18 protein-coding genes are annotated in these 21,395 nt (G+C 71.9%); 7 read left to right on the forward strand and 11 right to left on the reverse strand.

What is annotated here, in order from left to right; genetic code table 11:
- Window positions 1-86 precede the first annotated feature (86 nt).
- The 3 genes from V3C34_RS14770 to V3C34_RS14780 all read right to left on the reverse strand — a co-directional run bounded on the left by V3C34_RS14770 (window position 87) and on the right by V3C34_RS14780 (window position 3,619).
- On the reverse strand, window positions 87-1,376 hold the full coding sequence (locus V3C34_RS14770) for a trypsin-like serine protease (RefSeq protein WP_346007528.1): 1,290 nt from the start codon (window positions 1,374-1,376) through the stop codon (window positions 87-89).
- Between the two features lie 214 nt (window positions 1,377-1,590).
- A complete protein-coding gene (locus tag V3C34_RS14775) occupies window positions 1,591-3,297 on the reverse strand; it encodes an amidase (RefSeq protein WP_346007529.1) in 1,707 nt (568 codons plus the stop codon).
- Between the two features lies 1 nt (window position 3,298).
- On the reverse strand, window positions 3,299-3,619 hold the full coding sequence (locus V3C34_RS14780; RefSeq protein ID WP_068322214.1) for a hypothetical protein: 321 nt from the start codon (window positions 3,617-3,619) through the stop codon (window positions 3,299-3,301).
- Window positions 3,620-3,895: 276 nt separating this feature from the next.
- Between V3C34_RS14780 and V3C34_RS14785 the strand changes: the two genes are divergently transcribed.
- Entirely contained in the window at window positions 3,896-4,144 is a 249-nt protein-coding gene (locus V3C34_RS14785) for a WhiB family transcriptional regulator (RefSeq protein ID WP_007925026.1), read from the forward strand.
- Window positions 4,145-4,221: 77 nt separating this feature from the next.
- Here the strand turns inward: V3C34_RS14785 and V3C34_RS14790 are convergent, their stop codons facing one another.
- A complete protein-coding gene (locus V3C34_RS14790) occupies window positions 4,222-5,685 on the reverse strand; it encodes a sensor histidine kinase (RefSeq protein ID WP_068322211.1) in 1,464 nt (487 codons plus the stop codon).
- 47 nt (window positions 5,686-5,732) lie between these two features.
- Complete coding sequence (locus tag V3C34_RS14795; protein ID WP_346007530.1) at window positions 5,733-10,532, reverse strand: NAD-glutamate dehydrogenase; 4,800 nt, start codon at window positions 10,530-10,532, stop codon at window positions 5,733-5,735.
- A gap of 197 nt (window positions 10,533-10,729) precedes the next feature.
- Between V3C34_RS14795 and V3C34_RS14800 the strand changes: the two genes are divergently transcribed.
- Genes V3C34_RS14800 through V3C34_RS14810 form a run of 3 tightly spaced genes read left to right on the forward strand, consistent with a single transcriptional unit; the run spans window position 10,730 to window position 12,049 of the window.
- A complete protein-coding gene (locus tag V3C34_RS14800) occupies window positions 10,730-11,005 on the forward strand; it encodes a hypothetical protein (protein WP_068322205.1) in 276 nt (91 codons plus the stop codon).
- Window positions 11,002-11,523: a WXG100 family type VII secretion target gene (locus tag V3C34_RS14805; protein ID WP_068322202.1), complete on the forward strand. Its 522-nt coding sequence runs from the start codon at window positions 11,002-11,004 to the stop codon at window positions 11,521-11,523. The genes V3C34_RS14800 and V3C34_RS14805 overlap by 4 nt, the downstream gene beginning before the upstream one ends.
- Window positions 11,524-11,563: 40 nt before the next feature.
- The gene (locus V3C34_RS14810; RefSeq protein ID WP_068322199.1) at window positions 11,564-12,049 is read left to right on the forward strand and encodes a DUF2505 domain-containing protein; all 486 of its coding nucleotides are present in this window, start codon (window positions 11,564-11,566) and stop codon (window positions 12,047-12,049) included.
- Window positions 12,050-12,083: 34 nt separating this feature from the next.
- Here the strand turns inward: V3C34_RS14810 and V3C34_RS14815 are convergent, their stop codons facing one another.
- Genes V3C34_RS14815 through V3C34_RS14830 form a run of 4 tightly spaced genes read right to left on the reverse strand, consistent with a single transcriptional unit; the run spans window position 12,084 to window position 15,940 of the window.
- Window positions 12,084-12,464 (reverse strand): DUF6912 family protein, encoded by a 381-nt coding sequence (locus tag V3C34_RS14815; protein ID WP_068322197.1) that lies wholly within the window; start codon window positions 12,462-12,464, stop codon window positions 12,084-12,086.
- Window positions 12,464-13,951 carry a wax ester/triacylglycerol synthase family O-acyltransferase gene (locus V3C34_RS14820; protein WP_346007531.1) on the reverse strand — a complete coding sequence of 496 codons (1,488 nt, stop codon included), beginning with the start codon at window positions 13,949-13,951 and terminating at the stop codon, window positions 12,464-12,466. Before V3C34_RS14820 ends, V3C34_RS14815 begins: the two co-directional genes overlap by 1 nt.
- A gap of 1 nt (window position 13,952) precedes the next feature.
- Entirely contained in the window at window positions 13,953-15,266 is a 1,314-nt protein-coding gene (locus V3C34_RS14825) for an AAA family ATPase (RefSeq protein WP_338537787.1), read from the reverse strand.
- Window positions 15,263-15,940 (reverse strand): hypothetical protein, encoded by a 678-nt coding sequence (locus V3C34_RS14830; RefSeq protein ID WP_338537786.1) that lies wholly within the window; start codon window positions 15,938-15,940, stop codon window positions 15,263-15,265. Before V3C34_RS14830 ends, V3C34_RS14825 begins: the two co-directional genes overlap by 4 nt.
- A gap of 143 nt (window positions 15,941-16,083) precedes the next feature.
- Here V3C34_RS14830 and V3C34_RS14835 point away from each other — a divergent pair, with 143 nt between their 5' ends.
- The gene (locus tag V3C34_RS14835) at window positions 16,084-16,299 is read left to right on the forward strand and encodes a helix-turn-helix domain-containing protein (RefSeq protein WP_068322183.1); all 216 of its coding nucleotides are present in this window, start codon (window positions 16,084-16,086) and stop codon (window positions 16,297-16,299) included.
- Window positions 16,300-16,309: 10 nt separating this feature from the next.
- On the opposite strand, the gene V3C34_RS14840 is transcribed toward V3C34_RS14835, so the two are convergent.
- Window positions 16,310-16,849 (reverse strand): hypothetical protein, encoded by a 540-nt coding sequence (locus tag V3C34_RS14840; protein ID WP_338537785.1) that lies wholly within the window; start codon window positions 16,847-16,849, stop codon window positions 16,310-16,312.
- A gap of 128 nt (window positions 16,850-16,977) precedes the next feature.
- On the opposite strand from V3C34_RS14840, the gene V3C34_RS14845 reads away from it, so the two are divergent.
- Both V3C34_RS14845 and V3C34_RS14850 read left to right on the forward strand, forming a co-directional pair.
- A complete protein-coding gene (locus V3C34_RS14845) occupies window positions 16,978-17,784 on the forward strand; it encodes a LysM domain-containing protein (protein WP_346007532.1) in 807 nt (268 codons plus the stop codon).
- A complete protein-coding gene (locus V3C34_RS14850) occupies window positions 17,781-18,308 on the forward strand; it encodes an Rv3235 family protein (protein WP_068423948.1) in 528 nt (175 codons plus the stop codon). The genes V3C34_RS14845 and V3C34_RS14850 overlap by 4 nt, the downstream gene beginning before the upstream one ends.
- Before the next feature lies 1 nt (window position 18,309).
- On the opposite strand, the gene secA is transcribed toward V3C34_RS14850, so the two are convergent.
- Window positions 18,310-21,081, reverse strand: coding sequence for a preprotein translocase subunit SecA (gene secA / locus V3C34_RS14855; RefSeq protein ID WP_338537782.1), 2,772 nt, complete (start codon window positions 21,079-21,081; stop codon window positions 18,310-18,312).
- Window positions 21,082-21,395: the final 314 nt, after the last annotated feature.

Here is a 21,395-nt window from a genome sequence, read left to right on the forward strand (position 1 = left end):
TCTCGACCTCGGCGACGTATCAGACGCTTGGCAAGCAGCCAGCACTATGGCGGCTGCAGCGAGCCCTGCCGCACGGGCGCGCCAAGTCACAGCGTCCACACCCTGAATCCATACTGATGAAATGCGCTGACAGGCGTGAATTGGTCGCACAGAACGGTGATCGTCCAGCAGCCATTGCTACCCGAGTGGATACCTGCCGCCGCCGAATTCTGGGACGGTGAATACCACGGCCCCCCACTGTCACCACCTTCGCCTCGGTCGTAGTTCATCGACACGAGATTGTGCGCGGTCTTGCCAGCGTCACGCTCATCGCTGCGAGCCTTCCTGCTAGAGAAGATGCCTCGCGAGGTGCTGCACTTGTTTCCTGAAGTCCGCCCAAACCTGCAGAACGACTTACCCTCATGGAAGTCATTCGTGACCCCGCGAACAGCACGGATCTCACTCACTCCAGCATAGAAACTTGGATAGGGATCGAAAGCGCCCGTACTCGTGTAGGCGATATCACCGTTGGACCCCCAGTGACGCCACATGTACTCGACAGTAGTGAAAGCGGATTGATTCCTATTTTGATACTTAACGCGATCTTGCCGGTAGCCGCAGTGCGCCGCGGTCGCCAATCGTTTGGTGCCGCTGTAATCGCTGCGCAGCACAAATCCAGATGTGCACGACCCCAAGTACCCACCTCCCCGCAACAGCGCGTCCAGCCCCTCTCCAGGCACATCCTTGGACGGCAGGACGGTCACCTGTAGCCCATCAGCAGGATCCGCCAGGTCCACGGACTTCGACGAACTGGCCACCTTGCTCGGCTGATCAGTTCTGATGACGACGGTGGACTCCTTCGGATTGAGTTCCGATGAGAGTCGCTCGATGTCTGGTGCGTCTACTCCCTCGACGATCTCTCGATGCTTCTCGAGCAGCTCACTCTCGGAGTACTGATACCCAGCTACGAAATTCACAGCCACCGACGAGGCGCGCTCGGTCGATGCGAAGTCTCCGGCGTCCCCCGTCACGTAGATGGTCGCGGTCGTGGAGGAAAAGCTCGCGGCCACGTATCGGTTAGGTGCGTCCCGCCGCACCTTTTCGACAAGTTCGTTGAAAACCTGCTCGCGCTGCATCTTTGCCACCGCGTTCGCCGCCGAATCCCCAACAGGTTGAGACATCGTGTGCATGTCGAGGATCTCTGCAGGCGAGAACCCTCCGATATCGCCCCGCCACGTTCCGTCGGGCCCCTGTCGGTCCACGCCATCGAAAGCCTCGTCGAGCGCTGCCGCCCTGTCCGCAGGCTGGGCGTCCAGAATTGTGAAGGCCCGGTCAACCTCCGGATCCAGTGCGTTCGTCGCTACATTCGTGACAGGAGCACCCGCGGTGCGCCCCAACGCTGAGCCCCCTCCGGAGGACGTGACTGCAACAGCGAGAGCTAGCGCCACGCCCCCCCCCTAAGTACCTGATGTCGCACGGCTCCCCCTCCGGATCGCGAACCCACGTCACTGTGGGGCACGTCATACCGTGGCGTCAGACAGTCGGCCCGTCAACGCCTGCCCGCGGCAACCGGGCGATCGAGACCCAACCGGGACCAAGACCCACGCAGACTCACTCCAGCCGCGGCGTGCGCGGCGGCTCGGTGCGCCGCTGACCCGTCGCCTCGAAGGCCGCGGCGATCGTCAGCAGGCGGTTGTCTTCCCAGCCGCGCCCGGCGAAGGTCAACCCGATCGGCATGCCGATGTCGCTCATCGTGCCCATCGGCACCGTGACCGTCGGGATGCCGAGGTGGCGGGGCACGAGGTTGCCGTTGGCCACCCACACGCCGTTGCGCCACGCGAGGTCGGCCGACTCCTCACGCACGTCCGCATCGGCCGGCCCGACATCGGCCACCGCCGGAAAGATCACCGCGTCGAGCCCCAGGTCGTCCATCCACTCCTCGAGGTCGACGCGGCGGGTCTCCTCGAGGCCGCGCAGACCCCCTTCGAGCAGGCGCAGCGTCGTGACGTCCTCGACGACGCCGATCTCGCGCGCCCGGGTGACGTAGTCGGCGAGGTCGAAGTCGAGCTCCCCGTACCGGTACGGCAGCGAGCCTTCCGGGTGGGGGAAGATCTTCGGCCCGTCGACGTCCGCCAGACGGTGCAACGCGGGGTCGCCGTTGGCGCGCAGGAAGGTCTCCCAGCCCCACATCGACTGGTCCCAGATCTCCTCGTCGAGGTACCCCTCGGGCAGCAGCCCCCGGGTGCGCACGGTGGGGGCCCCCACCCGGTCGCCGTCGTAGTTGCTCACCACCGGGAAGTCGGTCTCGACGACCTCGGCTCCCGCGGCCTCGAGGTCCGCCCGGGCCGCTGCGAAGAGCTCCAGCGAGCTCGGGCGCGGCACGATCCGGTCCCCGATCGGGCCGCCGAAGCCGACCCCGGTCCCGGCCTCCTCGTCGGTCCCGAGATACATCCGTGGCACGCCGAGCCGCAGCCCGCGCAGCGGCGCCGCGCCGTCCTGCGCGAGTGCCGGGTAGGACTCCGGCCGCACCTGCGAGGCCGCGGGCACCTCGATCCACGGCTGGGTGCGCCACAGGTCACCCGTGGTGTCCGGATCGTCGGCGACGACGACGTCGAGCACCTCGAGCAGGTCGGCCATCGTCCGCGCGTGCGGCACGACGACGTCCATCGACGGCACGAGCGGCCAGTTGCCCCGCACCGAGATCACGCCCCGCGAGGGCGTGTAGGCGCACAGCGCGTTGTTGCTCGCCGGCGCCCGCCCGGAGGACCAGGTTTCCTCCCCCAGGCCGAAGGCCGCGAAGCTCGCCGCCGTCGCCGTCCCCGAGCCGTTGGAGCTGCCGGAGCCGAAGGCCGCGGTGAGGTAGTCGCCGTTGTAGGGGCTCTCGGCCCGGCCGTAGACCCCGCGCTGCATGCCGCCGTTGGCCATCGGCGGCATGTTGGTCAGGCCGATGAGCACCGCGCCGACGCCGCGCAGCCGCTCGATGGTGAAGGCATCGCGCTGCGCGACGAGGTCGGCGAAGGCCGGCGACCCGCTGGCACAGGTGAGCCCGGTGGCCAGGTAGGAGTCCTTGGCCGTGTACGGGATGCCGTCGAGCGGGCCGAGGGTCTCCCCCTTCGCCCGGCGGGCATCGGATGCGCGCGCCTCCTCGAGCGCGTCCGGGTTCATGACGACGAGCGCGTTGAGCCGGGGCCCGGCCGCGTCGTAGGCGGCGATCCGCGCGAGGTAGGCGGTGACGAGCTCCTCGCTCGTCGTCGCCCCACTCTCCAGCGCAGCCCGGAGGGAGGCGATGTCCGCCTCGACGACGTCGAAGGGAGCCATCTCAGAGGGCCCGGTCCGGCAGCTCGGGCACGGGCGTGAGGAGGGCGGCGGCGATCCCGACGAGCGCGAGGACGGCCAGGCCGAGGCCGAACCAGAGCCCGCTGCTCGTCGCGAGTGTCCACGCGGCGGGCAGGAGCAGGACATTCCACACGATGGTCGGCGTGCGCGGCCACGAGGCGCCCTTGAACCAGGCCGAGGCGAGCACCGCGAGCAGGATCGCGAAGATGATGCACACGACCATCGTCATCGAGGCGGTGCTCGGGTCCTCACCGTCCCCACGCGTCAGCTCCAGGGCGTACAGACCGGCCGTGACGAGCAGCATGAGGACCTGCAGGAGGCATACCCCGGCGGCGGCGAGGACGGCGGGGCGAGGGTGCGAAGGGGGTTGGCTGGGGGTCACGACGAGCAGCGTAGGTGACCGAACACACGCCGCGCGGGAACAATGAGGACGTCCCACACCGTTGGCATCCCGAGCGGTATCTTGGACAATGGTGTGTGTATTGGCCTGTGGACACGCCACGGGCTGTGTGCGCACCATGGTCGTCAGGCCAGTCCCCGGCCGCACACGACCCTCCCGACGACAAGGAGCACCACCCCCATGGATTGGCGCGACCGCGCAGCCTGTCTGGACGAAGATCCGGAACTGTTCTTTCCCATCGGCAACACCGGCCCGGCGATCGCCCAGATCGAGGAGGCCAAGAAGGTGTGCCGTCGCTGCGAGGTCGTCGACACCTGCCTCAAGTGGGCCATCGAGTCCGGCCAGGACGCCGGTGTCTGGGGTGGCCTCTCCGAGGACGAGCGTCGTGCCCTGAAGCGCCGCAAGGCCCGCGCCCGGCGCGCCGGCTGAGCGCACCCGCACCCTGACCGCCGTCTCCGAGCACCTGCTCGGGGGCGGTTTCGTCGTGCTCGGCCCGGTCCCGCGGCTCAGGAGTCCACGCTCCGCAGCCGCACGCTGAACCTCACCCGGGTGCCGCGCGGCTCGGCGTCGTCCCACCGGATCTGGCCCCCGAGGTCGTGGATCATCGAGGTGACGATGCGCGTGCCGAGCCCCGCCCGGCTCGGTCGGAACCCGGTCGGCAGCCCCCGGCCGTCGTCGACGACGCTCACGCGCAGGATGTCCTCGCCCTCCTCCTCGGTCGTGCGCTGGGCGTCGACGTGGACATTGCCCCCGTCGGGGACGCCGTGCTCGACGGCGTTCTGCACGAGCTCGGAGAGGATGAGCCCGACCGCCGTGGCCTCCTCGGCGCGCACCTGGCCGAAGGAGCCGGTGAAGTGGGAGTCGATCGCCCCGGACGTGCGGGCCACCTCGACGATCGCCCGCAGACCGCGCACCGCGACGTCGTCGAAGTCGACGGCCTCGGCGAAGCCGGTGCTGAGGGCCTCGTAGACCATGGCGATCACCCCGACCCGGCGCACGGCCTCGTCCAGGGCCACCTTGGCGGAGGTGTCGGGCACGCGGCGCGACTGCATCCGCAGGAGCGCGGCGACCGTCTGCAGGTTGTTCTTCACCCGGTGGTGGATCTCGCGGATCGTCTGGTCCTTGGTCATCAGCTCCTCGCCGCGACGACGCAGCTCGGAGACGTCACGCGCCAGGACGATGGCGCCGTGGCGCCGGCGACCGCTCATCAGCGGCACGGCCCGCAGGGCGAGCGCCGCCCCCTTGGCGCTCACGTCCGCTCGCCAGGCGGCGCGGCCCATGGCGACGAGCGCGAGGCCCTCGTCCACGTGCCCCTCGAGGTGCGGCAGGCCGCTCAGGACCTGGAGGAGCACCTGCCCCTCGATCGGGCCCTGGTGCCCGAGCTGCCGGACGGCGCTCAGGGCGTTGGGCGAGGCGTACTCGACGACACCGGACTCGCTGAGCCGCATGACGCCGTCCCCGACGCGCGGTGCGCCACGACGCGCCCCGCTCGGCGCCACCTGCGTGGGCCAGCTGCCCTGCGTGACCATGGCGAAGAGCTCGTCGCCCATGCCGGCGTAGTTCTCCTCGAGGCGGGTCTGCGGACGGCCGCTGTCGAGCTGGTCGTGGATGCTCAGGACCCCGATCGTGCGGCCGGCACGCACCACCGTGCGCGCCCGCTCGTGGAGCAGGTCCTGGCCGCGCTCCCGCACGTGCTCGCTCTGCCCCTCGCGCGCCGCCTGGTCGATGAGGTCGCCGAAGACCACGGTCGCGTCCTGCCCGACGACCTCCTCCACGAAGACCATCGGCCCGGTCATCGGCCGGGCGTGCGCGACGGCCACCCAGCTGTTGTCGTTCGGCAACCACAGCACGAGGTCGCTGAAGAGCAGGTCGGCGAGCAGCTGCCAGTCCTCGACGAGCAGGTGGAGCCACTCGGTGTCGGCCGCATCCAGGCCGGGGGTGGTCCTCAGGAAGTCCGCCAGTGTCCGCACGCCGTGATCCTAGTGACGTGCGGGCACCGCCGGCCCGGGCGCCTCGGTCACCGGGTGACGGACCGCAGGGTGCGCAGCGCGACGGACAGCGCGGCGACGCCGGGGCGGTTGAGCTGACGGATGCCCGCGAGCTGGCCCTGCACCCGCTCGAGCGCCTCGTCGTGCTCCTCCGACCACTGGGCGAAACGGGCCGCCGGGTCGTCGCCGGCGTGCCCGAGCACCGACCCGGTGAGCGTGTGCAGCGTCGCGTAGAGGTCGTCGCGCAGCGCGGCACGGGCCATGGCGTCCCACTGCTCCTCCCGGGGCAGCTGGGTGACCATGATGAGCAGCTCGTCGATGCCGAAGGCCTCCGAGACGAGGTAGTACGTCTCCGCCACCTCGCGGGTCGTGCGCCCGCCGTCGCGCGCCATGTCGACCATGTCGAGGACGGGGTAGAGGTCGAGCAGGCCGGCGCTGCGCCGGGCCAGGTCGGTGGGCACCCCGGCGTCGACGAGGTCCTGGGTCTTGCGGGCCAGGCGGTCGGCCTGCTCCCCCCGCAGCAGCTGGGGGATGTGCGGCGCGATCTCGGCGACCGGCTCGCGGAAGCGCTCGATCTCCGCCGTCACGTCCAGGCGCCCGGACCGGTTGGCGAGGAACCACCGCACCGACCGGTCCATGAGTCGCCGCAGCTCCAGGTAGAGGCGCGTCTGCACGCGGGTCGGCACGACGTTGTCGAGCGCTTCGACGGCGGCGACGTACTCGTCGAGGCCGAAGACCTCCCGGCACACGAGGTAGGCGCGCGCCACCTGTACCGACGTCGCACTCGTCTCCTCCGTCGCACGCTGGACGAAGGTGATCCCGCCGCGGTTGACGAGGTCGTTGGCGACGACGGTCGTCACGATCTCCCGACGAAGGGGGTGTGCCCGCAGCTCCTCGCGGAAGCGCTCGCGCAGCGGCGTCGGGAAGTAGTCGACGAGCCGGCGCTCCGTCGCCGGGTCGTCCGGCAGGTCGGAGTCGAGCAGGTCGGTCTTGAGCGCCAGCTTCGAGTACGCGAGGAGCACCGACAGCTCCGGCGAGGAGAGCCCCTCCCCCGCCGCCATGCGGTCGTGGACCTGTGCGCGGGTCGGCAGGAACTCGATCTCGCGGTCGAGCTCGCCGCGTGCCGTGAGCGTCTCCATGAGCCGCTCGTGGACGACGAGCATGGTCCCGTCCTGGGCCCGGGCATTGCCCAGCAGGACGTTCTGCTCGTAGTTGTCGCGCAGGACCTGCTCGGCCACCTCGTCGGTCATCGACGCGAGCAGCTCGACGCGGGCGTCCTCGTCGAGGGTGCCGCGGCGGATCGCCTCTCCGAGGAGGATCTTGATGTTGACCTCGTGGTCGGAGGTGTCGACGCCGGCGGAGTTGTCGACGGCGTCGGTGTTGATGCGCACCCCGGCCACGGCGGCCTCGATCCGACCGCGCTGGGTGGCGCCGAGGTTGCCGCCCTCGCCGACGACGCGGGCGCGCAGCTGGGTGCCGTCGACGCGGATCGCGTCGTTGGCGCGGTCACCGACCTCGGCGTGGCTCTCGTCGGTGGCCTTGACGTAGGTCCCGATGCCGCCGTTCCACAGCAGGTCGACGGGGGCCTTGAGCACGTGGTTGATCAGCTCGTTGGGCGTCAGCGACGTGATCCCTTCGAGGCCGAGCGCACGAGCGGCCTGCTCGCTCACCGGGACCGACTTGGCGCTGCGCGGCCAGACGCCGCCCCCCTCGCTGATGAGCGAGCGGTCGTAGTCGTCCCAGGTGCTGCGCGGCAGGTCGAAGAGGCGGCGGCGCTCGGCGAAGGACGTGGCCGCGTCGGGCTCGGGGTCGATGAAGACGTGGAGGTGGTTGAACGCCGCGACGAGGCGGATGTGCTCGGAGAGCAGCATGCCGTTGCCGAAGACGTCGCCGCTCATGTCACCGATGCCGACGACCGTGAAGTCCTCGGTCTGGGTGTCGTGACCCAGCTCCCGGAAGTGCCGCTTGACCGACTCCCACGCGCCTCGGGCGGTGATGCCCATGCCCTTGTGGTCGTAGCCGACCGAGCCGCCGGAGGCGAAGGCGTCGTCGAGCCAGAAGCCGTACTCGCGGGCGATGGAGTTCGCGAGGTCGGAGAAGGTCGCGGTGCCCTTGTCGGCCGCGACGACGAGGTAGGAGTCGTCCCCGTCGTGGCGCACGACGCGCTCCGGCGGCACGATCGCGCCGTCCACCCGGTTGTCGGTGACGTCGAGCAGCCCGCAGATGAAGGCGCGGTAGGCCGAGCGACCGGCCTCGAGCCAGGCCTCGCGGTCGGCGGCGGGGTCGGGCAGCAGCTTGCCGACGAAGCCGCCCTTGCTGCCGGTCGGGACGATGACGGCGTTCTTGACCATCTGGGCCTTGACGAGACCGAGCACCTCGGTGCGGAAGTCGTCGCGTCGGTCGCTCCACCGCAGGCCACCCCGGGCGACCGCGCCGAACCGCAGGTGGACACCCTCGACCTGGGGGCTGTGCACCCAGATCTCGAAGGCAGGGTGCGGCTTGGGCAGGTCCGGCACCCTGGCCGGCTCGAGCTTGAAGGACATCCGCGGCAGCGGTCGGCCGTCGGCGTCACGCACGAAGTAGCTCGTGCGCAGGGTCGCGCCGACCACCCCGACGAAGGCACGGATGATCCGGTCGTGCTCGAGCGAGGAGACGTGCTCGAGCGCGTCGTCGATGCGCTGGGTGATCTCCTGCTCGGCGGCGGCGCGCGCGTCGTCGGCAAGGCCGGCGTAGCGCTCCGGGTCGAAGCGGGTCTCGAAGAGGTCGACGATGTCGCGGGCGATCTCGTGGTGCTCCACCAGTGCAGCCTCGAGGCTGCGCTGGCTCCGGCTGCCGCCGCCCTGGCGCAGGTAGCGGGCGAGCGCGCGCAGCAGCCCGACCTGGCGCCAGGTGAGGCCGGCCCGGATGACGAGGGCGTTGAACCCGTCGGACTCGGTCCGCCCGGCGCGCACGGCGAGCACGGTCGACTCGACGAGGGCCCGCAGGTCCTCGTGGCTGTACGCCTCCCACAGCGCGGGGTCGGAGACGCGCAGCGCGAAGTCGTAGACGCCGGCGCTCACCCCGTCCGTGCGGGTCAGCGTGTAGGGCTCCTCCTCGATGACCTGCACCCCGAGGTCGCGGAACATCGGCATGAGGTCGTCGAGGATCAGCTCCGCGATGCTGAAGAGCTTGAAGCGGCGCACGGACGGGTCCTCACCCCCTCCGTGGCCACGTCGCGGGTCGTAGAGCGCGCAGGCGAAGGGGGTCCCCTCGTCGAGGGTGACGAGGTTCTTCAGGTCCGCGACGGCCTGGGCGGGCGCGAAGTCCTCCTGGTAGTCGAGCGGGAAGCCGTCGATCCACGACTCCAGCAGGTGCTCGGAGCGGTCACCGACGAGCTCGCGGGCGGTGGTGACGAGGCGCTCCTCCCACGTGAGCACGGCCTGGCCCACGGAGTACTCGAGCTCGGCCCGCACCTCTCCGCGGGGCAGCCGGACCCCCGTCGACCCCCTGAGGATGTAGTACAGCCGCGCCATCGGCTCCTCGGAGACGTGCGCGGTGAAGGAGACCTCGTCGGCCCCCGTCGCCTCGCAGAGCTCCTGCTCGATGCGGTGCCGCACCTTGGTCGTGTAGCGGTCGCGCGGCAGGTAGATGATCGCGGTGACGAACTGCCGACCCGAGTCGAGGCGCAGGAAGGTCGCGGTGCGCATGCGGTGGACCATCTGCTGGATCCGGGTGACGACCCGCAGCAGGTGGTCGACGGGCGCCTGGAAGAGCTCGTCGCGCGGGAAGGTCTCGAACAGGCGCATCGCGAAGCCGCCCGAGTGGCTCTGGCGCGCCCAGCCCGACTCGGCGAGGACCTGCTCGACCTTGTCCTTGATGAGCGGGATCGTCAGGACCGAGCTGGTGTAGGCCGTCGAGGCAAAGAGCCCGGCGAAGCGGCGCTCGACGAGGCGGCCCTCGGCGTCGTGGAACCGCACGGCGATGAGGTCCGGGTGGGTCGCGCGGCGGACCGGCAGCACCGCGTGGGACTTGCCCACGGTGACGCAGCCGAGCTCCTCCGGGTCGACGGGGCTCTCGCCGAGGGGCGTGATCGCCTCGGCCGTCGAGTCCGAGCGCAGGATGCCGATGCCGGTGCCCGGGATGGCCCGCACCCCGTCCGCCTCGACGAGGTGGTCGCGGGCACCGATGAAGGTGAAGTGGTCGTCGACGAGCCAGCGCAGGAAGTCGGCCGCCGCACGCTGCGAGGGCGCGTCCCCCGTGCCGTGCCCGGCGTCCAGCGCGTCGGCCAGCTCGAGGGCCGCAGCGCGCATCGGCTCCCAGTCGTCGACCGCCAGGGCCACGGCGTCGACGACCTCGCTGATGCGCTCCTGGACGACCATCGTGTCGCAGCGCCCGTCGAGCTCCACACGGATCCACGACTCGTCGACCAGCCCGTCCTCTTGCGGGGTGCGCGGGTCGAGGTCGACGACCTCGGTGAGGACCCCGTCCTCGTCGCGACGCACGACGAAGAGCGGGTGGATGAGCATGGAGACACCCAGGCCCTCGCTCGCGAGCTCGCCGAGCACGGAGTCGACGAGGAAGGGCCGGTCCGCGGTCACGATGTGCACGACCCCGCGGACGACCTCGACGACGGACGTGCCCTCGGGTCGGCGGGCGGCGGCTTCCCGGTGGGCTGTCGCGAGTGCGACGAGCTCGGTCGCGCTGCGCTCCCGCAGGACCTCGACGTCGACGTCCCGGAGGTATCGATCGACGAAGGCAGGGTCGGCACCTGCCGCGCGGGCGGCGGCGGCGATGTCCTCGGCCGTGACGGGCGCGGGGTCGATGGCAGGGTGGACAGGCGGCTGGGCCATGGATGAGCGTCCTCGAGATGCATGTCTTCGGTTCCTGCGGGACGTCGTCGTCCCGCCCGACTCCGAGCGTAGTACCCATGGCGCAGATCACATCCACCGGGAGGGACGCGCCTGCGCGAGGCCCGCGGAGGAACTGCGTGGACGCTGTGGACGAGGCCCCCGGCAGGAGCGGGGTGCGCGGATAGGCTGGCCGGACCATGCCCCCTTCGCACCCCCGACCCGAGGACCTGACAGCGCTCGGCGCCGCGCTGTCGAGCCTGGCGGGGCACGCCGTCTCGGCCGACGAGGAGCTGCTCGACCACATGGTGACGGTCGGTGACCGCACCGCCCAGGCGGCCGTCGACGGGCTGGTCGACGACGCGGTCGACGTGCTGCGCGAGCTGTCCTCCGGCTGCCGCGAGGTCGCACTCTCCCTCGGGTCCCACGCGCGCGCCGCGGCCCCGCTGGCCGAGGGCGCGCGGGAGCACCGATGACCCATCCCCTGCTCGGCGACCCGGCCTCGATGAGCGCCCTCGCCTCCACCCTGCGCCGCACCGCGGTGCGGCTGCGCGCCGACGTCGAGGACCTCGAACGGGCCGCGGCGGATGCCGCCCCGGGGTGGACCGGCCCCATGGCCGTCGCGACGCGACGCCGGGTCGACGTCCTCGCCGGTGCGAGCGCCGAGGTCGCCACGGCCCTCGAGGACTCCGGCTCGCGCCTGCAGCTGGCCGCGACCGAGCTCGCGGCGTCGATCGCCCGCCTGCGCACGCTCGAGGAGGAGGCGCGAGAGGCCGGCCTGGAAGTCCGGGACGGCACCGTCGGCCGCCCGTGGGGCATCACCGGTCTGGCCGACCGACGGGCCGAGGAGGACGGGGACCGCATGCGCCAGAGCCTCCAGGAGCGGGTGCACCAGACCGTCACGACGATGTCGCGGCACCGCACGCGCCTCAGCGCCGAGTGCGAGCAGGCGCGCCACGCCCTGACCGCCGCCGGCGACGCGCTGCGCGCCTGACGCGTGCGCGCCGAGGGGCGGGCGGCGCTAGCGTGACCCCATGAGGATCAGCCACACCGCACCCCTGCCCGCTGGCGTCGAGGACGTCTTCGCGATCATCTCGACGACGGAGTACCAGCAGGCCAAGATCGGCGCCGGGCCCGAGGGGCGCGCCTCGGTCACGGAGCAGGTGGGGGGGCTCACGGCCGTGCACACCGAGAGGGTGCTGCCGACACGGGGCATGCCCGGCCCCGTGACCTCGATGGTGGGCGACACGCTGCAGATCACCGAGCAGCAGACCTGGCGACCGCCCGCCGCGGACGGTTCCCGCACCGCGGACCTGGAGATCACCGTCGGTGGCGTCCCGGTGACCCTGCGGGGGCACATCGTGCTCGCTGCCGCGGCCGTCGGCTCGACGATGACCGTCGACGGGGACCTGCGCTGCTCCATCCCCCTCCTGGGTCGCAAGGTCGAGGAGGCCGCGATGACGCCGGTCCAGCAGTCGATGGACACCGAGGTGCGGCTGCTCACCGAGCGTCTGAGCTGACCGGCGCGCCTCGCCCCGAGGGCCGGTGCGTGCCTCAGGTGAGGTCGGACAGCTCCGTCACGTCGTACCAGAGGAGGTCGTCGTAGCCGGCGCCGACCTCCCCCGCCTCCTCCTCGACGTGGAAGGAGACGACGTCCCCGAGCGGGACGACGACGGGCCGGTCGAGCCCGGCACCCCTGCCGGTCGCCGGCGCGTCCGCGATGTCGGCCGCGGCGACGACACGCCGCCCCGGGCCCAGTCCCCGAGCGGCGTCGAGCGCCTGGCACATGGCCTCGAACTCGAGGTCCTCCTCGTCGGCCTCGGTGTCAGCGGCGCGCAGGGCGTCCGAGACGATGTAACCGGATCGCTCCGGCAGGCGCGCGTCGGCGGCGACGGCGCCCAGCTCGGCGAGCAGGAGCGGGAGGTAGACGCGCATCAGTCGCGCGCCGACCGGGCGGCCGAGCTCAGCTCGGCGAGGGCCTCGTGGATCGAGTCCGCGAGCATGTCGACGTCGGGCATCGAGTCCCGGTCGGCCGTGAGCCCGTAGTAGACCTTGCCGTCGTAGGACGTCAGCCCGATGGCCAGCCCCTGGCTGCGCCCGAGCGGCATGACGGGGTAGGTCTCGATGAGCCGGCAGCCCTCGACGTACAGCGCCTGCTGGGGGCCAGGGACGTTGGTGATGACGAGGTTGAACAAGCGCCTGGTCATCGCGCTGCCGAGGCGGGCACCCAGCGAGTGCAGCGTGGGCGGGGCGAAGCCGCCCATGGAGGCCAGGGACGAGGCATCGACCCCTTCGGCGGCCGCGGACTCGATCTGCTGGCGCATCGCGAAGGAGATCTGGTGCAGCCGCATCGACGGGGTGTTCTCCCCGATCGGCAGGTCGATGAAGCACGCCGTCAGCGAGCTGTCGGTGAGCTGGTCACCGGTGCCGTCGACGACGCTCACCGGCACCATGACCCGCAGGCTCGAGGACCCCGTGACCGGCAGGCCGCGGTTCTGCATCCACGCGCGCAGGGCGCCGGTCACGGTTGCGAGGATGACGTCGTTGATCGTCACGTCGGCGACATAGCGCCCGCGCGTCAGCCGGCTGCGGATGCGGCGGTAGTCGTCGAGCTCCGTCTCGACCATGACGTAGCGCCGGGAGGCGCCCACGTGGGCCCGCAGCGGTGAGGGGGGCGCGGGGCGCACGCCGACCCTGGTGAGGGTCACCGCGAGCGCGCCGGCGGTCTCGGTGAGGCGCCGCCCCGTGCGGGAGACGTCACGCACCCCGCGCCCCACCCCGCGGACCACCTTGGCGGGGTTGAGGACGGAGCCGAGCAGGGCGTCGGCCACGAGGCGCAGGTCGGAAGGGGCGGGGACGGACGCCTGGCCACGCTCGTCGACCGGCATGGCATCCGGGTCGACGAGCAGGTGGGCGAGGTCCACCGCGTGGATGCCGTCGATCATCGCCTGGTGCGCCTTGGTGACGACCGCGAACCGACCGCCCTGCAGGCCCTCGACGAAGTAGGCCTCCCACAGGGGGCGGTCCCGGTCGAGCGGTCGGGCCATGATCCGGGCCACGAAGTCCTCGAGCTCGCGCCGGCCACCCGGTGCCGGCGTCCCGGCACGTCGCACGTGGTAGGTCAGGTCGAAGTGCTCGTCGTCGACCCAGACCGGGTTGTCCAGCCCGGCGGGCACCTGACGGATGCGCTGACGGTACCGGCCGTGACCGGCGATCCGGTCCCCCACGACCTCGACGAAGCCGTCGTGGTCGACGACGCCCTCCGCGGGTGGCTCGAAGAGCATGACGGAGCCGACGTGCATCGGCACGGTCGGTTCCTCCACGTGGAGGAACGCGGCATCGACGGGACTGAGTCTGCTCACCACGGACGACATCGTGGCACGGACGGGGCCGCCGGGCACCCCTCGTCCCGCGCCGCCCATGTCAGGCCCTGCGCAGGAGTCCCCTCCGGGCACGGGCGCGGGCCGGCGCCGCGACCCCGGTGAACCCCGCGGCGAGCTCGGCGATCGCGTGGCGCAGCGGCGACTCGGGGGCGCACTCGACGAGGGTGCGCCCGGCGAGCAGGGCGGCATCGGTCGCCATCGGGTCGTCGGGCAGGAAGGCGATGTCCTCCAGACCGGCGAAGCGCGCGAGCGACTCCGCCACGCGGCGTCGCGGGTCGGGCCCGACCGAGGACGCGCGCAACCGGTTGACGACCGGTCGCGGTGGCGGGGAGGCGACCTGCCCGACGGCCTGGACGGCGCGGACCATGCGCTGCAGACCGACCGGGTCGCCCGCCCCGACGAGGAGCAGGTCGTCGGCCTCGGCGAGCGCCGTGAGGGTCGTGGCGTTGCGACGCGGGGCGACGGTGTCGTAGCTGAGCTCCTCGTCGTCCTCGAGGCAGAACGCCAGGTCCAGGACGACGAAGGGGGCGAGCGCCCGGGAGAGCGAGATGACGTGCTCGACCGCCGAGGCCCGTACCTCGGTCCAGCGGGTGGGCGTGGGGATGCCGGTGAGGACGCGGAAGGCCGGCGAGACCTCGACGGCCAGGCGGGCGAGCGAGGGCAGGTCGAGCGTGCCGAGCTCGGAGGCGCGGGCGGCCGCGGCGAGGCCGGGTGCCTCGTCGAGCACGCTGAGCAGCTGGGCCACCGCGGCGCCATAGGTGTCGAGGTCGAGCAGGACGACCGGGTGCCCCGATGCGGCGATCTCGCTGGCGAGGTTGACCGCGAGGGTGCTGCGCCCCGGGGCCCCGGTGGGCCCCCAGACCGCGACGACGCGACCGCGGACGGGCGGTGCCTCCTGCGGGTCGGGGCCGTCGGGGACCGACCTGCGGGGTGCGGTCGGGGGGTCCTCGCCCGGCCACGGCTCGGCCGGGTCCGTGACGAGGGGCAGCCCTCCCCCCGGCGTCGTCGGGCCGGACGTCAGGACCTCGACCAGGTCCTCACCGGGCGTGCCCGTGTGGACGTGTCGCTCGACGCCGAGACGACGGAGATGGCGCTCCTGTGCCTCGTCGCCGTCCCGGCTGGCGCCCACGACGTCGACCCCGTGGGTGCGCAGGTGGCCGAGGGCGTCGCGGTCGAGACCCCGCAGGTCCGCGGAGACCAGGGCGACGTCGCCGAGACCCGCCGAGGCGGCGGCGAGCAGGTCGGCGAGGTCGACGCACCGTCGACCGACGGAGACCCCGGGGAGCCGGTCGACGATCTCGACCATGCGTCCCTCCCAGTCGTGCGCGAGGGCGGTGAGGACGGTGACGCTCATCCGTCCTTCTTCTCCGGGCTGCCCGACTCGAGGACGAGCTTGATGGGCGTCTCGCGGGTGTCGAGCGAGAGCAGCTCGTTCACAACCCCGTCCGGCACGACGATGATGGCCGTCGACCCCGAGGCCGAGGTCATGACGCCACCGCCGCTCGTGGGCAGCGCATGGACCGTCGCCCGCTCGACGATCTCCTCGTAGCGAGGACGGTCGTCGGCCGCCTGCTCGTCGGTGCCCGATGCGGTCGTCGTGCGCGGGTCGACCGCGTGCACCGAGACCCGCGACCCCTTGACGAGGTTGCTCAGGTACGCGGGCTCGACGTGCACGGCGACCTGGCTCACCCGCAGGTCGACCGGGTCGACGACGGCGGCGCGCGGCAGCAGCTCGCCGTCGTGCAGCTCCCGGCCCATGACCGCGCCGTTGGGCAGGCGCTCGTTGGCGAGCACGTACTCCGGTGCGGCGTCGCCGAGCTGGACGTCGACGCGCACGAGATCGCTCTCCTCGATCTGCTGCCCGGGGGTGATCTCCCCCTTCGCCGCCCAGACACCGACGCGGTCGTCGGCCGCGCTCATGGCCACGGCGCCGAGGACGACGGAGAGCAGGACGAGCAGGATCCCGACGAGCAGGCGGGCGTCCTTCCACGACGGCGCCGTCAGGCGGCGTGCGGTGGGGGTGGGCAACGGGCTCACGATGGTCCTCGGGGTCGCGGGTGCTGGCGTCGCTCAGCATCATGCCCAAACCCGGCGCTCCACGCCCGACGACCATCCACAGGCAGCCGCGCCGTCGCCCGGAACCGTCCGGGGGCGATGGCAGACTTGGCCCCATGCCGCGCAAGTTCGTCCCGCTCACCGAGGTCTCCGAGGTCCTCGGCGTCTCCGCCGCCCAGGCCTACGCGCTGGTGCGCAGCGGGGAGCTCCCGGCGATCAAGGTCGGCGGTCGCGGCCAGTGGCGGGTCGAGGTCGACGAGCTCGACGCCTACATCGAGCGGATGTACGCGCAGACCCGCGAGTTCGTCGCCCGCGGCGGCCCGGAGGGCTGATCGCCCCACCTCACGACGAGGCGATCATCGCCACGGCGGCGAAGGGGATGACCCGCTCGCCGCGCAGGTGCTCGGCCCGACGCGGCGCGTCCAGAGGATGCTCGGAGACGTCGAAGGCGTCAGCCCCCACGGCGTCGATCGTCCCGTGCACGGTGCCCCCGTCGACGTCGACGACGACCACGGCCCGGCGGTCCCTGCTGATGCCCCGCACCGCGGACCCGATGCCGAAGCGGCGTGCACGGGTGTCGTCGCGCGGCCGACGCAGCCCCGAGACCCCGAGCACCGCCGCGGTGGCGACGAGGACCTGACGACCGGTGCCCTCGACGAGGAGCAGCCATCCCTCCCCCGTGTCCTCGAGGACGCCGCGCGCGAGCGCCCCGCCGCGTAGGCGCACGACCAGCGGCGCGCCGACGGCTCCGGCGAAGCGTTCGCCGAGGGTGACCCGCGCCCGCTCGGTGCGGGTGCGCTCGGCGACCTCGGCGTCGAGCTCGAGCCGGGCCTGGGCAGCCAGCTGCGCCTCGAGGTCGTCGAAGAGCCGGTCCCAGCGCACGGCCCCAATGTAGGCGCGGTTCGCTGCGCCCACCCGTTGCGCGACGTCGGATGCCATGGTTTGCTATCAATCAACAGCAAACGACATCAAACAGCATCGTTTGCTACCCGGGACACGAAGGGGCGGCGATGCGACGCACGACGACGGTGGCGCTGGCCGGGGCGGGGCTCCTCGGGGGCGCGGCCCTCACGACGGCGACCGCGGCCGGGACCGCGCGGCTGCTCGACGGCGTCGCCGCCACGGGCAGCGACCCGGCCGCGGCGGTCGCCGGACTGGCGTCGCTGCTCGCGACCCTCGTCGCCGGATGGCTCACGTCCTGCCTCGGCCTGAGCATCGCGACCACCCTGCCGGGCGGCCTGGGACGACTGGCCCGCCGGGTCCGCGACCGCGTGACGCCGGCCATCGTGCGCCGGTGGGCGGCCGTCGCCCTCGGGGCATCGGTCACCGCCACGGTCCTGCCCGGCACCGCCGTCGCCGCGGTCCGGCTCGAGCACGGCGACCCGCCGTCACCGGGGTGGGGAGCCACGTCCCGGACCACGCCCACGCCCACGACGGCGGACGCGACGTCACTCCCCTCGCCCGGATGGAGCGCACCAGGCCCCCGGGTCACGGTGACCGCGCCAGCCGCCGGCTGGACACCGCACCGGCCGGTCCGCCGGCAACGCACCGACCCCACCCTGCTCACCGGCAGGCAGCGCGACGCGTCCGGCCCGGAGGTCGTCGTCCGACGTGGCGACACCTTGTGGTCCATCGCCGCGGCCCACCTCGGTCCGGGTGCCTCCGACGCCGAGGTCGCCGAGGCGTGGCCCCGCTGGCACCTCGCCAACGCCGAGCTCATCGGCCCCGACCCGCACATCCTCCTGCCGGGCACCCAGCTGCAAGCACCGAGCGACACGACCCGGGCGACCGTCCCGGCCACGAAGGGGAGACCATGACCACCACCGCACCCATCCAGGTCCTGCCCGCACCGCGGCACAGCCCACCCGGGATCCCGCTGCCGACGCACCGGCAGGGACGGGAGGAGCGCGCCCGCGGGCAGGCCCCCTACGTGCAGGACGCGCTGGCCGTGGACTTCGCGGCGGCCAGCGACGAGCAGGTCTTCGGTCGGCAGCCCACGCGAGCCTGCGACCTGCCGGACCCGCGGGAGTGGGCCGCGCACATCGCCCAGGGCCTCGTCGAGGTCATGCACGGGGTGCGCCCGCCCGGCCAGGTCATGCGCTGGACGAGCCCCGAGGTGTACGCCGTCGTCGCCCGCCGCGGGTCACGCGCCGCGCGACGCGCCACGACGACCGGCCGCAGCCACCGCACGCGGGTCGTGCGTGTGCACACCTGCGAGCCCGCACCCGACGTCGTCGAGGCGGCCGTCGTGCTCGTCGACGGGGGCCGGGTCCGCGCCCTCGCGCTTCGCCTGGTCGGCCGCGACCGCCGGTGGGTGGTCGAGGCGCTGCAGGTGGGCTAGCTCAGCCCCGGCGACCGGCCTTCTTCGCCTTGCGGGCCGCCGCACGACGCTCGGCGCGGGTCCCGCTGGCGGAGCCCCCTTCGTCGTGCTCCTCGACGCCGCCGTCCTCCGACGGGGCCGAGTAGTGCAGGTTGCGCTGGCGCGAGCCGTCCTCCAGGCCCTTGGCCGAGACCTTGGGGCGCTCCGCGCGCCCGCCGAGGAGCGCGTCGACGCTCTTGGGCTGGGTGCTCGACTCCGGCACCTCTGGCACCTGGACCTCGGAGTTGAAGAGGTAGCCGACCGACTCCTCCTTGATCGCCTCGTTCATCGCCTCGAAGAGCTGGAACCCCTCGCGCTGGTACTCCACGAGCGGGTCGCGCTGGGCCATCGCGCGCAGGCCGATGCCCTCCTTGAGGTAGTCCATCTCGTAGAGGTGCTCGCGCCACTTGCGGTCGAGGACGGACAGCACGACCCGGCGCTCGAGCTCGCGGGCCACCGGCTCGCCGAGCTCGGCCTCTCGGCGGTCGTACGCCTCGTGGATGTCGGTGACGATCGCCTCGCGCAGGCTCTGCGCGTTGAGGGCGGCCAGGCTGCCTGCACCCTCGATGAGCTGGGCCGGGGTGAGCGAGGCGGGGTAGATCGCCTTGAGCGCGGTGAAGAGTCGCTCGAGGTCCCAGTCCTCGGAGAACCCACCGACGGTCTCGGCGTCGACGTAGCCCCCGACGACGTCGGTCATGAAGTGGCGGACCTGCTCCTCGAGGTCCTCGCCCCTGAGCACGCGGCGGCGCTCGTCGTAGACGACCGTGCGCTGGCGGTTCAGCACGTCGTCGTACTTGAGGACGTTCTTGCGGGTCTCGTAGTTCTGCCCCTCGAGCTGGCTCTGCGCGCCCTCGATGGACTTCGTGAGCATCTTGCCCGCGATCGGCGTCTCGTCGTCGATCTTGGCGGTCTGCATGACGCGGTCGACGAAGCCGGCGTTGAAGAGGCGCATCAGGCTGTCTTCGAGCGAGAGGTAGAAGCGCGACTCGCCCGGGTCACCCTGGCGGCCGGAGCGACCCCGCAGCTGGTTGTCGATGCGGCGGGACTCGTGCCGCTCGGTGCCCAGCACGTACAGGCCGCCCAGCTCGGTGACCTCCTCGTGCTCGGCCGCGACCGCGGCCTCCGCGGCGGCGAGCGCGTCGTCCCACGCCGCCTCGTACTCCTCCGGCGTCTCCTCGGGGTCGAGACCGCGCTTCTTCAGCTCCGCGACCGCCCGGAACTCCGGGTTGCCGCCGAGCATGATGTCGGTGCCTCGACCGGCCATGTTGGTCGCGACTGTGACGGCGCCCTTGCGGCCGGCGTCGGCGACGATGCTCGCCTCGCGCTCGTGGTGCTTGGCGTTGAGGACGGCGTGCTTGATCCTGCGCCTGGTCAGCTCGGCGGAGAGGTACTCGCTCTTCTCGACGCTCGTGGTGCCCACGAGGACGGGCTGGCCGTTCGCGTGACGCTCGGCGATGTCGTCGACAACGGCGTTGAACTTCGCCTGCTCGGTCCGGTAGACGAGGTCCGCCTGGTCCTTGCGGATCATCGGGCGGTTGGTGCGGATCGGCACGACGCCGAGGCCGTAGATCGAGTTGAGCTCGCCCGCCTCGGTCTGGGCCGTACCGGTCATGCCGGAGAGGGTGTCGTACATGCGGAAGTAGTTCTGCAGGGTGATCGTCGCGAGGGTCTGGTTCTCGTTCTTGATCTCCACACCCTCCTTGGCCTCGATCGCCTGGTGCATGCCCTCGTTGTACCGGCGCCCGGCCAGCATGCGGCCGGTGTGCTCGTCGACGATGAGGACCTCGCCGTCCATGACGACGTAGTCCTTGTCGCGGGTGAACAGCTCCTTGGCCTTGATGGCGTTGTTGAGGTAGCCGATGAGCGGGGTGTTGACGCTCTCGTAGAGGTTGTCGATGCCGAGGAGGTCCTCGATCTTCTCGATGCCCGGCTCGAGGATGCCGACGGTGCGCTTCTTCTCGTCGACCTCGTAGTCGCCCTCGGCCTCGATGCCCCGCATGGGGTCGGCGCCGTGGCCGCGCTCGAGCTTGCGGACCATCTTGGCGAACTCGCTGTACCACTTGGTCGGCTGGTCGGCGGGCCCGGAGATGATCAGCGGGGTGCGGGCCTCGTCGATGAGGATCGAGTCCACCTCGTCGACGATCGCGAAGTTGTGGCCGCGCTGGACGAGCTCCTCGGTGTTCCACGCCATGTTGTCGCGCAGGTAGTCGAAGCCGAACTCGTTGTTGGTGCCGTAGGTGATGTCCTTGAGGTACTCGGCGCGCCGCTGCTCGGGGTTCATCGAGGAGAGGATGACGCCGGTCTCGAGCCCGAGCGCGCGGTGCACGCGGCCCATGAGCTCGGCCTGGTACTCGGCGAGGTAGTCGTTGACCGTGACGACGTGCACGCCCTTGCCCTCGATGGCGTTGAGGTACGAAGGGAGGGTCGCGACGAGGGTCTTGCCCTCACCGGTCTTCATCTCGGCGACATTGCCCTGGTGCAGCGCCGCGCCACCCATGATCTGCACGTCGAAGTGCCGCTTGCCGATGGTCCGACGGCTGGCCTCGCGGACGGCCGCGAAGGCCTCCGGGAGGATGTCGTCGAGCGTCTCGCCGTCCGCCAGCCGGGCGCGGAAGACGTCCGTCTCCCCCCGCAGCTCGGCGTCGGTCATCTTCTCGAAGTCCTCTTCGATGGCGTTGACCTGCACCGCGATGGCCTCGAGCCGCTTGACGGTGCGGCCCTCTCCGGCGCGGAGGATGCGCTCGACGATCTTCACGAAACAAAGCTCCTGACGTCTCTACGACCCGGGCACGGCACGAACGCCGCTGCGCGGAACAGTCTGCCCACAGGCTAATCGGTTGCGGGAGCGGCCACGGACCGGACACCCTGACCCGAGTGAACGACCACCGCAGCCCCGGCGTTCCGACCGGGGCGTTCCCCGACGTCGTGCCCGTGCTGACGCGCGGGGCGGTGCGGCTGCGCCCGATGGCCGAGGCGGACCTGCCCGCACTCGTGGAGCAGAGCAACGACGCCGAGTGCGTGCGCTGGACCACCGTGGCGCAGCCCTACGGCCCGGATCAGGCGCGCGAG

Origin of the sequence: Janibacter terrae, assembly GCF_039636765.1 — a bacterium.
Lineage (GTDB): Bacteria > Actinomycetota > Actinomycetes > Actinomycetales > Dermatophilaceae > Janibacter > Janibacter terrae.

What these genes read in the sequence shown, in the direction of transcription:
- V3C34_RS14780 (WP_068322214.1), bottom strand. Translation starts at nt 3,619, where the DNA reads ATGCTGCTCGTCACGGCCGGTCTGTACGCCCTGGAGCTGACGCGTGGG.
- V3C34_RS14845 (WP_346007532.1), top strand. Translation starts at nt 16,978, where the DNA reads ATGCGACGCACGACGACGGTGGCGCTGGCCGGGGCGGGGCTCCTCGGG.
- V3C34_RS14850 (WP_068423948.1), top strand. Translation starts at nt 17,781, where the DNA reads ATGACCACCACCGCACCCATCCAGGTCCTGCCCGCACCGCGGCACAGC.
- V3C34_RS14805 (WP_068322202.1), top strand. Translation starts at nt 11,002, where the DNA reads ATGACCCATCCCCTGCTCGGCGACCCGGCCTCGATGAGCGCCCTCGCC.
- V3C34_RS14810 (WP_068322199.1), top strand. Translation starts at nt 11,564, where the DNA reads ATGAGGATCAGCCACACCGCACCCCTGCCCGCTGGCGTCGAGGACGTC.
- V3C34_RS14820 (WP_346007531.1), bottom strand. Translation starts at nt 13,951, where the DNA reads ATGGGCGGCGCGGGACGAGGGGTGCCCGGCGGCCCCGTCCGTGCCACG.
- V3C34_RS14835 (WP_068322183.1), top strand. Translation starts at nt 16,084, where the DNA reads ATGCCGCGCAAGTTCGTCCCGCTCACCGAGGTCTCCGAGGTCCTCGGC.
- V3C34_RS14815 (WP_068322197.1), bottom strand. Translation starts at nt 12,464, where the DNA reads ATGCGCGTCTACCTCCCGCTCCTGCTCGCCGAGCTGGGCGCCGTCGCC.
- V3C34_RS14800 (WP_068322205.1), top strand. Translation starts at nt 10,730, where the DNA reads ATGCCCCCTTCGCACCCCCGACCCGAGGACCTGACAGCGCTCGGCGCC.
- V3C34_RS14785 (WP_007925026.1), top strand. Translation starts at nt 3,896, where the DNA reads ATGGATTGGCGCGACCGCGCAGCCTGTCTGGACGAAGATCCGGAACTG.
- V3C34_RS14775 (WP_346007529.1), bottom strand. Translation starts at nt 3,297, where the DNA reads ATGGCTCCCTTCGACGTCGTCGAGGCGGACATCGCCTCCCTCCGGGCT.
- V3C34_RS14825 (WP_338537787.1), bottom strand. Translation starts at nt 15,266, where the DNA reads ATGAGCGTCACCGTCCTCACCGCCCTCGCGCACGACTGGGAGGGACGC.
- V3C34_RS14795 (WP_346007530.1), bottom strand. Translation starts at nt 10,532, where the DNA reads ATGGCCCAGCCGCCTGTCCACCCTGCCATCGACCCCGCGCCCGTCACG.